The 13,186-nt window shown below is 63.7% G+C and carries 12 protein-coding genes and 1 riboswitch; of the genes, 5 read left to right on the plus strand and 7 right to left on the minus strand.

All coding sequences use genetic code 11. The annotated features are described in order from the left end of the window. Nucleotides 1-12 precede the first annotated feature (12 nt). Nucleotides 13-786 (plus strand): lysophospholipid acyltransferase family protein, encoded by a 774-nt coding sequence (locus B5525_RS16000; RefSeq protein ID WP_079566863.1) that lies wholly within the window; start codon nucleotides 13-15, stop codon nucleotides 784-786. A 222-nt stretch (nucleotides 787-1,008) separates the two neighbouring features. Here B5525_RS16000 and B5525_RS16005 read toward each other — a convergent pair whose 3' ends face one another. Further along, a complete protein-coding gene (locus B5525_RS16005; protein ID WP_079566864.1) occupies nucleotides 1,009-1,602 on the minus strand; it encodes a gamma-glutamylcyclotransferase in 594 nt (197 codons plus the stop codon). Nucleotides 1,603-1,706: 104 nt separating this feature from the next. Between B5525_RS16005 and B5525_RS16010 the strand changes: the two genes are divergently transcribed. Then, entirely contained in the window at nucleotides 1,707-2,906 is a 1,200-nt protein-coding gene (locus B5525_RS16010; RefSeq protein WP_079566865.1) for a DUF2125 domain-containing protein, read from the plus strand. A gap of 293 nt (nucleotides 2,907-3,199) precedes the next feature. Here B5525_RS16010 and B5525_RS16015 read toward each other — a convergent pair whose 3' ends face one another. The 4 genes from B5525_RS16015 to B5525_RS16030 form a co-directional block, all read right to left on the minus strand. Next, nucleotides 3,200-3,970, minus strand: a complete 771-nt coding sequence (locus tag B5525_RS16015) for an outer membrane protein (RefSeq protein WP_079566866.1) — start codon at nucleotides 3,968-3,970, stop codon at nucleotides 3,200-3,202. Between the two features lie 1,228 nt (nucleotides 3,971-5,198). Further along, the gene (locus B5525_RS16020) at nucleotides 5,199-6,137 is read right to left on the minus strand and encodes a prephenate/arogenate dehydrogenase family protein (protein ID WP_079566867.1); all 939 of its coding nucleotides are present in this window, start codon (nucleotides 6,135-6,137) and stop codon (nucleotides 5,199-5,201) included. Then, nucleotides 6,134-7,231 (minus strand): histidinol-phosphate transaminase, encoded by a 1,098-nt coding sequence (gene hisC, locus B5525_RS16025; protein WP_079566868.1) that lies wholly within the window; start codon nucleotides 7,229-7,231, stop codon nucleotides 6,134-6,136. The genes B5525_RS16020 and hisC overlap by 4 nt, the downstream gene beginning before the upstream one ends. A gap of 30 nt (nucleotides 7,232-7,261) precedes the next feature. Continuing rightward, a complete protein-coding gene (locus tag B5525_RS16030) occupies nucleotides 7,262-8,110 on the minus strand; it encodes a chorismate mutase (RefSeq protein ID WP_079566869.1) in 849 nt (282 codons plus the stop codon). Nucleotides 8,111-8,280: 170 nt separating this feature from the next. Next, nucleotides 8,281-8,360: riboswitch (SAM riboswitch) on the plus strand. Between the two features lie 90 nt (nucleotides 8,361-8,450). Between B5525_RS16030 and metX the strand changes: the two genes are divergently transcribed. Further along, the gene (gene metX, locus B5525_RS16035; protein ID WP_079566870.1) at nucleotides 8,451-9,656 is read left to right on the plus strand and encodes a homoserine O-acetyltransferase MetX; all 1,206 of its coding nucleotides are present in this window, start codon (nucleotides 8,451-8,453) and stop codon (nucleotides 9,654-9,656) included. Further along, the gene (gene metW / locus B5525_RS16040) at nucleotides 9,653-10,321 is read left to right on the plus strand and encodes a methionine biosynthesis protein MetW (RefSeq protein WP_079566871.1); all 669 of its coding nucleotides are present in this window, start codon (nucleotides 9,653-9,655) and stop codon (nucleotides 10,319-10,321) included. Before metX ends, metW begins: the two co-directional genes overlap by 4 nt. A gap of 119 nt (nucleotides 10,322-10,440) precedes the next feature. Here metW and B5525_RS16045 read toward each other — a convergent pair whose 3' ends face one another. Next, nucleotides 10,441-11,307 carry an alpha/beta fold hydrolase gene (locus B5525_RS16045; protein ID WP_079566872.1) on the minus strand — a complete coding sequence of 289 codons (867 nt, stop codon included), beginning with the start codon at nucleotides 11,305-11,307 and terminating at the stop codon, nucleotides 10,441-10,443. A 267-nt stretch (nucleotides 11,308-11,574) separates the two neighbouring features. Here B5525_RS16045 and B5525_RS16050 point away from each other — a divergent pair, with 267 nt between their 5' ends. Then, nucleotides 11,575-12,288 carry a TIGR02594 family protein gene (locus B5525_RS16050; protein WP_079566873.1) on the plus strand — a complete coding sequence of 238 codons (714 nt, stop codon included), beginning with the start codon at nucleotides 11,575-11,577 and terminating at the stop codon, nucleotides 12,286-12,288. Nucleotides 12,289-12,388: 100 nt separating this feature from the next. Here the strand turns inward: B5525_RS16050 and B5525_RS16055 are convergent, their stop codons facing one another. Beyond that, a complete protein-coding gene (locus B5525_RS16055) occupies nucleotides 12,389-13,174 on the minus strand; it encodes an MOSC domain-containing protein (RefSeq protein WP_079566874.1) in 786 nt (261 codons plus the stop codon). Nucleotides 13,175-13,186 lie beyond the last annotated feature (12 nt).

Consider the following 13,186-nt stretch of genomic DNA (forward strand, 5'->3'; position numbering starts at 1 on the left):
TTTGGGTATGCGATGGTTTTGATCTTCCTGCGCTCGCTCGTCTACAACGTGCTGTTCTATGCGATGCTGATTTGCTGGATGATCGTCGCTATACCGACCTATGCGATGCCGCGCTGGGCCATCGTGGCTGTCGCCCGTAACTGGGCGCGCAGCAGCATCTGGCTGTTGCGCGTGGTCTGCAAGGTCAAGGTGGAGTATCGCGGCCTCGAGAAGATTCCGAAAGGGCCGCTGATCGTCGCATCGAAACATCAGTCGATGTGGGAGACCTTCGCGCTGCTGCAGTTCTTCGACCAGCCGCTGTTCATCCTGAAGCGCGAACTGCTGTGGATTCCGCTGTTCGGCTGGTACCTGATGAAGTCGAAAATGATCGGGATCGACCGCAGCGCCGGCGGCCGCGCGCTGCTGGAAATGGCGCGCCGCGCCGGCGCCGCCGTACGGCACGGCCGCCAGCTGATCATCTTCCCCGAGGGCACGCGGACCCCGGTCGGGGCGCCGCCGCAATACAAGACCGGCATCGCCCAGATCTATGTCGATTGCGGCGTGAGCTGTCTGCCGGTGGCGCTCAATTCGGGGCTGTTCTGGCCGCGCCGGACCTTCATGCGCTATCCCGGCACGCTGGTGGTCGAGTTCCTCGATCCGCTGCCGCCCGGCCTGTCGCGCCGCGAATTCATCGCGCGGGTCTCGACTGTCATCGAGGAGGCGACCGGCCGGTTGGTCGAGGTCGCGCGCCGCGAGCAGGCGCAGTTGTTCGGCCGCGTGCCGGGTTCGGCGTCAGTCAATCCCTAGAGCACGATGGCTTTGAGCTGAATTATATCTGGCGCGAGTTCGATCACCTCGCCCCGCTTGCGGGGAGAGGTCGCCCGGCGAAGCGCAGCGAAGTCGGGCGGGTGAGGGGGACTCTCAGCGAGTCGAGCTTGCCGAGACAGCCCCTCATCCCGACCTTCTGAGAGCGAGCTTCGCTCGTCTCGACCCCGCGGGCGGGGAGAAGGAGAAGTTGTCGGTGATCGCCTACGCTTCCGGGGGAGGCTGATGTAGCGGCCTGTCGTCATGCAGCATCAAGGCGAGCTGGTGCAGTGGCGCATCGCGAAAGCCTTCCGCCTCGATCGCCTTCACCGTCGAGATGACATAGTCGCGATTTGCGCCGGATTGACCGTGCCCCTGCTGCACGTGACGCAGCTGTTCCGCCAATGACAGCCGTCCGGCATACTGGACATGGCCGCGGTCGACCACGTAAGCCAGCGCGCTGACGCGCTGCCGCGGCTCGTTCTCCAGCCACACCGACCGCATCACCTCGCGATAGACGGAGGTGACCTGCTCGCGCGCGCGCAAATAGGCGACCGTGTCGGCGTGATGCTTCTCCGCGACCCGGAACGCGACGCCGCGGCAGGCGCCGCCGCGGTCCAGCCCGAGCACGAGGCCGGGCTTTTCCGGTGTTCCCCGATGCACGAAGGAGTAGACGCAAAGCGCGCGATGCTCGCCGATCAACCGCGCCGGAACCTGCTCGAGGAACGGAAAGCCCGGCCGCCACATCAGCGAACCATAGCCGAACACCCACAGGTCGCCTTTGGACAATTCCGCTTCGGACTGGATTTTCGCTTGCATCGGCCCACGACCTATCAGAATTCCCCAGCGGATGAAAATGCGGTAACTTGATTAGGGCCGGCGCGACCGCTTAATTGACAAAATCACTGGCCAAAGGTCGCCGCATGTCCGATTTGACCCTCGCGCCGCGCCGGCGCCCGCTTTGGCGCCTTTTCTTCATGCCCGTCCTGCTCGTGATCGCCGCCGCGGCGTGGAGCGCATTCTGGTTCTATGCGGCCTCACAGGTCGACGTGAAAGCCGATGCCTGGCGGGCGCAGGAGGCGAAGGCCGGCCGGGTCTATGATTGCGCCAGGCGATCGGTGGCGGGTTTCCCGTTCCGTCTTGAAGTCCGCTGCGACGGCGCCAGCGTCGCGCTCGTCTCGCAGACCGCCGGCCAGGCCGCCGCGCCGCAAGCGCCGATCACGGCGAAGCTCGGCGAGATCCTGGTCGTGGCGCAGATCTATGATCCGAAATTGCTGATCGCCGAATTCACCGCCCCCGCCACGATCTCCGATTCCGGCGGGCAGAATTCGATGTCGGTGAACTGGCGCACGGCCCGCTCCAGCGTGGTCGGATTGCCGGCCGTCCCGCAGCGCGCCTCCATCGTGTTCGACGATCCCAAAATCGAGCGCATCAGCGGATCGACGCAGACGCCTCTGGCGCAGGCCAGGCATGTCGAACTGCACGGCCGGTTTGCGGAAAGCTCGTCAGCCGATCATCCCGTCATCGAGACCGTGTTTCGGATCGAAGGCGGCAGCGTGCAGGAGATCCATCCGCTGCTCGCGCAGCCGTTCGATGCCGATGTGCGGACGCTGCTGACCGGCCTGAAGGATTTCTCGCCAAAACCCTGGCCGGAGCGGTTTCGCGAGCTGCAGGCGGCGGGCGGCCATGTCGAGATCGTGCAGTCTCGCATTGCGCAGGGCGATCTGGTCGCGGTCGCCGCCGGCACGCTCGGGCTGAGCGCCAATGGCCGTCTCGACGGCGAATTGCAGATGACGGTGGCCGGCATCGAGAAGGTGATCCCGGCGCTCGGCATCGAGAAGATGCTGGACGACGGCGTACCGCAAGCGACGCTCGACCGCGTCGCACCCGGCGTCAAGACCAAGGACCTCAACAGCCTGTTCGGCGCGCTGGACCGCGCGATTCCCGGCCTCGGCAAGGCGGTCAAGCAGAACGCCGGCGCCGGCGTCGCCGCCGGGATCAATGCGCTCGGCAAGGAAGCCGAACTGGAAGGCAAGAAGGCGCGGACCTTTCCGCTGCGCTTCGTCGACGGCACGGTATTTCTGGGGCCGCTGAAGGTCGGGCAGGTGCCGCCGCTGTTTTAGCCGCCGTCGCACGCGACGGTCGTTTGCACGCCGAACGCCACGTGGCTTGATCGGCAGCATCGGTTTGATGGCGGTCCATTCAAAATCGTTGCGTTCGTAGCGCATAATTCGAGACTCCGGTTTGAGCGCTTGAATCACACCCATAGCCGGATCATCAACCTGCAGCGGCCCGTAGTGTCGCCGCGATCGTGGCCCGGTCGGCAACTTCCCAAATTTTTCTGAGATATTGGCTCGCAAAAAAGGCCGGCATTTCTGCCGGCCTAGTTTGCTGGAGATATCGAAAATAGTCGAGATCAGTATTTCGATACGATCGGCGCGCTACCCCAGTTGAAGCGATAGTTGACGCGCGCCGTGATCATATTGATATCCGACCTGGTGTTGGCCGTGATGGAGGTGATGGCAGGCGCGAGCGCCGGTGTCAGGAACGTGTTGCTATTGTTCGTCCTGAAAAGAAAGTCGTATTCAACGCCGACCGACCAATTCGGTGCGAAGCCGTACTCAAAGCCCGTTCCGACCGTCCCACCCCAACGGGTCCGTTCTGCCTGAGCCAGGCCAATGCCAAATGCATTAAAAAGATCCAACCGCTGGTTGGCGACTGCGGCGCCGCCCTTCACGTACCAGAGAGCGTTGTTCCAGGCATAGCCGACCTGACCCGTGAAAAGACCCAATGCATTGGTTTTGGAGGTCCACGTATCTCCCGGGAAAAACAGGCTGGCGTTCGAGTTTCGGAGATTGGCCCAGTCCCCCTGAGCCTCCAATCCGAACACCCAGGATGCTGTCTGCCAACGATAACCAATCTGGCCACCAGCGATGGCACCGCTAGCATTGCGGCAACCTTCAGCGCCAGCGACGCCGAAGGCGCCAGTCGCAGTGACGTCGAGGCACCGATTGCTAAAACCACCCCCGGCGTTAGCGCCGATGTAGAAGCCGCTCCAATCATAGATGGGGGCAACCATCGGCGGAGGTGCTTTGGTGTAAGGGCGGGCGGCAAGATCAGCCGCCGATGCGGGTGTGACGATGCTCAATGCAGCCAAACCAACCGTACCCAGCAAAAACTTCTTCATCGTATGTTCTCCAAGTCTGCCAATCTGATCCGGTAAGCGACTCTCAAACGCGTTATAGTTGTAGGCGCTAAAGGCCCGAAATTCCGTGCCAAAAGAGCAACACTCAGCTTTTCAAAAATGGCGGCAAAACGGCAGGTTGTATCTTTGGTGGGTAACGTATGTTGACCTTTCCAGGCACCCTGACTCCAAAAATACGTCGCGCGCGTTTCGGAATGGTCGATTCGAAAACTGTTTAGTTTGCACTGTCGATGAGTCCGGAAGCGGCACACTTAGCGTCGTTTCGCCGCGATGCGGACTTTGGTCCGCTATCGGCGCATATCGACATCGAGTCGCAATCAAGCTCGATTTATCGGTACGGGCCCTAGCTTTCACCCGACGGGCAAATCACCTGGGCGATTATCGACCCCTCTGTCCAGCCCCTTTTGAAAAAATATTCTGATTTTCCGAAAACGCAAATCAGTCCATATGTACGCCGTCCCGTCCCACGAGAGGGGCGTTTCGCGATCGTCACGGACGCGGGGCGGGATGCGGTGGACGCGCTTTTGACGAACAGCGCCGGATGCGGACGGCAAAATCGTGTGGTCCTGACGCCTCGACGCTGGCGTCAAGTTCTTGAGAAGCAAGCTTCTTGGGGATGACGGTGACAAAAAAGCCCGATCGCCGGGGAGAGTACGACATAAGCCGTAAAACCATTGCGCGGGGAATGCCGGGTGATTCCGGTGTGACCTGACTAACGCGTGTGCTCTTTGCTTTCTACCATCGCACACGCGGCTATCGGGCGCATCGGGCGCCCGGCATTCCCTGCGCCCTGATGAGGAGGGCGGAACGAACCTGGCAAAACTCGCGCGAAACACGCGGCGAGATCGCGAAGTTGTGCGCGGTGATCTCCCCTCCCTCCACGCGCCCTTGCGCGTGGCGGGGAGGGGTCGGGGGTGGGGGCTGTCTCGGCAAACTCGCTGCCAGAGGAGCAAACTGATAGACCCCCCACCCCCGACCCCTCCCCGCCGCTTCGCGGGGGGAGGGGAGCGAACGTTGCCGTCAGCTGTTTGAAAATTGAATCCGTAGCACAGCTCCTGCTGTCATCATCCGAAGGCGGATGATCCAGTACGCCGTGGCCTTTCGGTTCTATCGCTGGCGCAGGTGGAATACTGGATCCCCCGCCTTCGCGGGGGACGACGATTTCGTCTCGAGTCCGGGCTACGCCCAGAAGCGACGAAGCACCGCTTCCTCAATCCGTCTTCCCCAATTGCGCGTGCGGGCGGCCGAAGTCGGGCGCGGCGGAATCCTGGCCGATCTCGACGATGCCGCGGCGGATGGCGCGGGTGCGGGTGAAATGCTCGAACAACGCCTCGCCGTCGCCGCGGCGGATCGCGCGGGTGAGTTTTGACAGATCCTCGTTAAAGGTGCCGAGCATTTCCAGCACGGCCTCCTTGTTGGCGAGGAACACGTCGCGCCACATCACGGGGTCGGAGGCCGCGATGCGGGTGAAGTCGCGAAAACCGCCGGCGGAGAATTTGATCACTTCCGACGACGTCACTTGCGCGAGTTCGTCGGCGGTGCCGACGATGGTGTAGGCGATCAGATGCGGCAGATGACTGGTGATCGCGAGCACCAGATCGTGATGGTCCGGTGTCATGATCTCGACCCTGGCGCCGAGCGCCGCCCAGAACGCGCGCAGCCGTTCGACCGCATCCGGATCGGTGCCTTCGGGCGGCGTCAGGATGCACCAGCGGTTGATGAAGAGTTCGGCGAAACCCGAATCGGGGCCGGAATGCTCGGTGCCGGCCACCGGGTGCGCCGGCACGAAATGCACAGCCTTTGGCAGATGCGGCGCCATATCCTTGACCACCGCCCCCTTGACCGAGCCGACGTCGGAGACAATCGCGCCCGGCTTCAAGTGTCCAGCGATCTCCTGCGCGACCGGACCGCAGGCGCCGACCGGGATGCAGAGGATGACGAGATCGGCATCTTTCACCGCTTCCGCATTGGTCTCCACCACGCGGTCGACGATGCCGAGTTCCTCGACCCGCGCGCGGGTTTGGGCCGAGCGCGCCGTGGTGACGATTTCGCCTGCGAGCCCCTGCGCGCGCGCGGCGCGCGCGATCGAGCCGCCGATCAGGCCGAAGCCGATCAGCGCGACCTTCTTGAAGTGCGGCGCGGCGCTCACTTGCCCGCCATGAAGTCGCGCAGGCCCTCGGCCACCAGCCGATTAGCCTCTTCGGTGCCGATGGTCATGCGCAAGCAGTGCGGCAGGCCGTAATTGTTCAGCCCGCGCAGCACCAGGCCGCGTCTGGTCAAATAGACGTCGGCCTCGGCCGAGGTCTTGCCCTTCTCGGGCGGGAAGTGGATCAGGATGAAATTGGCCACGCTCGGCGTCACCTTGAGGCCGAGCTTTGTCACTTCCTCCGTCAGCCAGTTGCGCCATTTCTCGGTGTGCGCCCTGGACATCTCCTGGTGCGCGGTGTCCTCGATCGCCGCCACCGCCGCCAGCATCGCCGGCGTCGAGACGTTGAAGGGGCCGCGGATGCGGTTGACCGCATCGACGATGTTGGCGGGCCCGAACATCCAGCCGACGCGCAACGCCGCAAGTCCGTGGATCTTGGAGAAGGTGTGGGTCACCACGGTGTTGTCGGAGGTCGCCACGAGTTCGATGCCGAGTTCGTAGTCGTTGCGATATACGTAGTCGGAATAGGCGGCATCGAGCACCAGCACAACATGCGGCGGCAAGCCGGCGCGCAGCCGCTTGACCTCGTCGAACGGCAGATAGGTCCCGGTCGGGTTGTTCGGGTTGGCCAGCCACACGAGCTTGGTGCGCGGCGAAACCAGTTTCAGGATGGCGTCGACATCGGCGGTGAAGTCGGTCTCGGGCGCGACGACGTTGATGGCGCCGTTGGCCATCGTGGCGATCGGATACACCAGGAAGCCGTGGGCGGTGGAGATCGCCTCGTCGCCACGGCAAAGATAGGTGTGCGCCAGCAGGTTGAGGATTTCGTCCGAGCCGGCGCCGCAGATGATGCGATCGGGATCGAGCCCGAAGGCGCGGCCGATCGCCTGGCGCAGCACCCGCGAGGTGCCTTCCGGGTAGTCCTCGAGATGGTCGGCGGCCGCCTTGTAGGCCTCAACGGCCTTCGGCGAGGGGCCGAACGGCGTCTCGTTGGCCGACAGCTTGAACACCTTGCGGCCCGGCTCCGGCACCGGGCTCTTGCCGGGTGTGTAGGGCGCAATTTCGAGAATGCCGGGATTCGGCACGGGGCAGGACATCTTCGACTCCGGAAAAATCTGGGGAGGCTTCTAAGGCTTCGCCGCCCCGTTCGGGGGCACCGTATAGCGCGTTGCATGGCTGCCGACGAGAGCCGATGAGCGCACCGAGGCGCCGGCCTCGATCAAGGCCGATTTGATCTTCTCGAGGTTGCCGGGGCCGACCGACACCAGCAGCGCCGCGCCGTCGAAGGCGGTATCCGGTACCGCGACGATTTCCGCCAGTGGCGACAGCGCACGCGCGATCTCGGCGCTCCAGCCGGACACCCGCACGCTCCAGGTCTCGACTTCGGTGACCATGGCGCTGTCGGCGACGCGCGACACCACGAACACCGGCAGCGCCGCCGGATGGTCGGCGCGCTCGAGGAACGGCAGCCGCGCGATGATCTTGGGGGCGCCATCGGCCTCGAGCGCGATCCACCACGGCGTGCGGCTCGCATCGGCCGGGACCAGCGCCAGGTCGCCCTTCGATTTGGATACCGCTTCCACTGCTGCCTGCGCGCTGAAATGCGAGACATAGGGCACGACGAAGCCGAAATGAAACCGCGCCGAATCCCGCATCGCGGATTCGCCGACGGAAACATCCGCATGCACCGAAAACGGCGCCTGCACGTAAGTGAAGGTCGAGATGATGACGCGCCAGATGCTCTCGATGGTGTCGATCGGCAGGATGCCGCGGTGGCGCTCGACCAGGCGCCGCATCATCGCGGCTTCGCGCGCCGGGCGGAACGCCGAACCGACCTCCTGGGTCTGCTTGACCTGGATCAGCCGGTCGATGATGTCGCCGCGCGCCATCAGCAGGCGGTGGACCTGCTCGTCGATGCTGTCGATCTCTTTGCGCAGCACCTCGAGCGAGGGCGGAGCGGGGGGCGTTCGAGACATCTTCAAACCCTAAGGGAGCGCCGGCCAAGGAGCCGCGCAAGCAGCATTGATTAGGAAAGACGGTCGCCAAAAGCAAAGAAAACGTTGCGCCTTCAGACCGGCGTGGCCGCTGGAAGCTCGCGTCAACCGGCCGCCTGCCTTGACGAAGGGCCCCCGCGCGACTAATATTTAATCTCTTCCGTGGTCATTTGAGCCGGCCGGCTTGCAGCCACGTTAAACAACTCGCTAAACAGGCCGGGGACACATGTGATCCCGGTCGAACTTATGTTCAGGCCGGGTTTTTTTATGGCCTGATTTCCGTGGTGGCCTGTCAGCCTCCCCGGGGGAGGTCGGTGTCAAAATGGTAAACGTGAAGTCGATACCCAGTCCGGCGATCCACGCCGACGAGCGGTCGCAGGAGGCGGACCATCCGAGTTCGCTCGTCGCATTGTTCGAAGCCGACCAGCCGTTGCCGCTCGATTGCGGCATTGATCTCGTCCCGTTCCAGATCGCCTACCAGACCTACGGCGAACTCAACGCCGACCGCTCCAACGCCATTCTGGTCTGCCATGCGCTGACCGGCGATCAGCACGTCGCCAATGTGCATCCGGTGACCGGCAAGCCCGGCTGGTGGGAGACCATGGTCGGCCCCGGTCGCCCGCTCGATACCGACAGCTACTTCATCATCTGCGCCAATGTGATCGGCGGCTGCATGGGCTCGACCGGGCCGGCCTCGACCAATCCGGCCACCGGCAAATTGTGGGGACTGGATTTTCCGATCATCACCATTCCCGACATGGTGCGCGCGCAGGCCATGCTGCTGGATCGCTTAGGGATCGACACGCTGTTTTCCGTGGTCGGCGGCTCGATGGGCGGCATGCAGGCGCTGCAATGGACCGCGGCCTATCCCAAGCGCGTGTTCTCGACGCTGGCGATTGCCTGCAGCACCCGGCATTCGGCGCAGAACATCGCGTTTCACGAACTCGGCCGGCAGGCCGTGATGGCCGATCCGGACTGGCACAGCGGGCGCTATTTCGAGCAGGGCACCCATCCGCATCGCGGCCTCGGCGTCGCGCGGATGGCCGCGCATATCACCTATCTCTCGGACGCAGCCTTGCACCGCAAGTTCGGGCGGCGGATGCAGGATCGCGACCTGCCGACGTTTTCGTTCGACGCGGATTTCCAGGTCGAAAGCTATCTGCGCCACCAGGGCTCGTCCTTTGTCGAGCGCTTCGACGCCAACAGCTATCTCTATTTGACGCGGGCGATGGACTATTTCGACATCGCCGCTGATCGTAATGGCGTGCTGGCGCAGGCGTTTCGCGGCATCCAGACGCGGTTCTGCGTGGTGTCGTTCACCAGCGACTGGCTGTTTCCGACCTCGGAATCGCGGGCGCTGGTGCATGCGCTCAACGCTTCCAGCGCGCGGGTGTCGTTCGCCGAGATCGAGACCGACCGCGGGCACGACGCCTTCCTGCTCGACGTTCCCGAGTTCTTCGACATCTCCCGCGCCTTCCTGCAATCCGCAGGCAAGGCACGCGGCCTGACCGGGAAGGGCCGCTCATGACCATGCAGCAACAGGTGCTACCGCTGAACGGCAGGGCGCGGCCCGACACCGGGCATTATCGCGGCGATCATCTCCTGGTGGCGGAGATGGTCGAGCGCGGCTCGCGGGTGCTCGACGTCGGCTGCGGCGACGGCGACCTGCTGCAGCTGCTGGAAAGCCGTGGCATCGACGGGCGCGGCATCGAATTGTCGCGCGAGGGCGTTAACCGCTGCGTCGCCAAGGGGCTCGCGGTGGTGCAGGGCGACGCCGACACCGACCTCGTCAATTATCCCGACGACGCCTTCGACTATGTGATCCTGTCGCAGACCCTGCAGGCGACGCGGCAGCCCCGCGTGGTGCTGGAAAATTTGCTGCGGATCGGCCGTCGCGCCATCGTGTCGTTTCCCAATTTCGGCTTCTGGCGGATGCGGCTGCAGCTATTGGTCGGCGGGCATATGCCGCGCACCGAAAACCTGCCCGCCACCTGGTACGACACGCCGAACATCCATTTCTGCACCATCAAGGATTTCGTGCAGCTCTGCGACGAGATCAACGTCAAGATGGAGCGCGCGGTCGCGCTCGATCTCTACGGCCGCCCCTTGCGGGTCAACATGCCCTGGTGGTTCTGGAACATGTTCGGCGAGCAGGGCGTGTTTCTGCTGAGCCGGGCGGGGAAGAGCAGGTAAGTCACGCCGTCATTGCCTGCGACAAACGCGAAGCGTTTGCGCAAGGGAGCGATAGCGACGAAGCAATCCAGCTTCTCGTTGCGGAGCCTGTGGATTGCTTCGCTCGCAATGACGGCTATTTATCCCGGCATCATCGACCTCGGATCCCGCGCCGGCCAGCGGCCGGCCTCGACCAGCGCGATGAAACGCTCGACCATTTCGTTGAACAATGCAGGTTCTTCCAGATTAAGCACGTGGCCCGATTTCGGAAAGAACGCCAGGCCCGCCGCCGGCAGGTGCTTCTTGAGGAACAGGCTGGGCTCGACGCAATTGTCGTCCTCGTCGCCGCAGATGATCAGGGCGGGAGTCGGGACTTTCCCGATCGTCTCGGTCAGGGTGTAGATCGAGGGCCTCGCGCCTTGAAAGCTGCGCATGGTGTTGGCCGAGCCCTTGGCGTCGTGGCGGGCCAGCGAATTGTAGAACTCCGCGTGTCCGCGCGGGTCCTTCAGCAAGAACGGAATCCGGCTCGGCGCCTCGCGCGTGGCTTTTGCGACCTCGGCCGAGCCGATCGCCTCATATTGCTCGGCGTTGGCCCGGCATTGCCTACGGAAGGCATCGAGGTTTTCCAGGCTCGAGCCGGAGCCGACCGCGGCCAGCGTCATCGACAGCGCGCGCTCCGGCGCGTTGAGACCGATCTGCAGCGACGAGTAGGAGCCCATCGACAGCCCGACGAAATGCGCCCTTGCAATCTTCAAATGATCCAGCACGGCCAAGGCGTCGGTGTAAAAATGTTTGTAGGTGTAGATCTCGGCCGATGGCGGCACATCCGACGGTGTGTAACCGCGCGCGGAGTAGGCGATGCAGCGGTGGCCGCGGGAGAAGTAGCGCATCTGCGGCTCCCAATTGGTGTGGTCGGCCGCGAATTCGTGCAGGAAGATGATCGGCGTTCCCTGGCCGGCCTCCTCGAAATAGAGGCGGACATTGTCGCTGGTGACGGCGTGGGGCATTTGAACATTCCTCTCGTTGCGAGCTCCTTGCTTGGAGCTTCCTGGGCCGAAGCGTTATTCGCAAGTAATGCTTGCGGCCGCAATGAGGCGGGAAGCCGGTTCCTTCGTCAAGGAATCATCGCGGAATCGTTCTTGCGCTGCCGCATCGCGTCTTGCTCTCGCCATACCCCGAATTGCATACGAAGCCCGGATGTCGACCGTGGCGTGCCTTTGGGTGGAGGCGTTCACGGCCGATGGGAACGGGGGGTGCGTCACAGAGGATAGAGTATGGTTCAGTTGGTTGCGTTCTGCCGGTCGCTTGGAAGGGTATCTCCCCATCTTGTCGCACTGGCATTGTGTTCGGCGGCGATCGTCGGTTCGGTCTCCCCGGCTTCTGCAAGGTCACATCACGGCGTCTACCGCCACGCTTACCTGCGGCACGTCAGCCGTCACATGGTCCACCACCACTACGCTTACACGCGGCATTATGCCGTCAAACGCCACTACGCCTACAGTCGCTATCGCCACCTCGCGCGCGGATCGCGCTGGGATGCCGGCGCGGCGCAAATGCAGGCACGGGGCTTTGCCAACAGCAATGCCAGCCTTGCATCAAGCAGCTCTTCCGGCGGCATGGCCAATTCAGGTGGATACGGTTCATCGAGCCTGGTTGCCGAAGCGCGCCGCTTTATCGGCGGTAACCCGACGAGCCGCGCCAGCCTGTGGTGCGCGAGGTTCATGAACATGGTCTTGCAGCGCGAGGGTTATCGCGGCACCGGATCGGACATGGCACGCTCGTTCGCGAGCTATGGCCAGCGCGTCTCCGGTCCGCAGGTCGGCGCCATCGCCGTGATGGGCCGGCGCGGCGGCGGTCATGTCGGGATCATCAGCGGCATCGACGCGCAGGGCAACCCGATCATGATCTCCGGCAATAACGGCAACCGGGTTCGCGAAGCGCCGGTCTCGCGCGCCCGGATCTACGCCTACGTCGTGCCGACGAGCTGAGGAATTATCCTCACCACGTTATTGCGAAGCGTGCCCACCACGTCACGCAGGACATTGCTCAAAAGGAAAGGTGGGCACGGCCAAGCGGCCTTTGCCGACCCTACAATAGCTCGGGCTGTTCGATAGCGATCGGATCGCCGGCGGCAATCGCGCCGCCGGCGGTCACCTCGGCATAGATCCCGCACTCGTTATGGCCGAGCCGGCGCATCAGCGTGGGTGGGATTTCGAGGTCGCGCGCCGCGGTCTCGGGGTCGACGTTGACGGCGGCGCAGCGGGTGATCCGCTTGACGACCTTCAGGCGGGCGTCGCCGACGGCAAGGGTTTGGCCGACGAGTTCGTGCTCGTGCCAGGCCGGCCAGCCACTGACGTAGAGATTGGCGCGGAAGCGCAGGGGATGCACGGGCAGGCCGACCATGTTCTCGACGGCGCTGACGCTGCCGAGATTGATGATGGAGACGACCTTCCTGGCGACATCCGAGAAGCTGTGGCCGCCGCCCGAAAGGATTTTTGGGGGACCCTTGAGTTCGCCGGCAAAATCCGCCTTGAAAAACGCCTCGATGGCGGCGCGGCCCTCCGCCGTTTCCAGATCGCCCTCGGCGACGACGCTGCCTGCCTTGCGAATGGTCAGGACGTGGCTCTCGTCCTCATAATGCGTCCGCAATCCAGCCAGCCGCTCATTGCGCATCAGCATCAGATAAAACGATTTGTGCAGCCAGGCGGGCTGGGATGGATCGAAGCCGCTCGGGCCGTTTTCGATGGCGTAGCGGCGGTCGGCCGGAAGAGCCTGGCCGGGCTCCAGCCTGACCGCCGGCAGCGGTTCCGGAGAAAGGCCTTTGACGGGGTAGCGATAGAGGCTCTTGATCCGTGCAAGCGGGATGGAGGGCATCCCATTTCTTAA

This window comes from Bradyrhizobium erythrophlei (assembly GCF_900129505.1).
Classification (GTDB): domain Bacteria; phylum Pseudomonadota; class Alphaproteobacteria; order Rhizobiales; family Xanthobacteraceae; genus Bradyrhizobium; species Bradyrhizobium erythrophlei_D.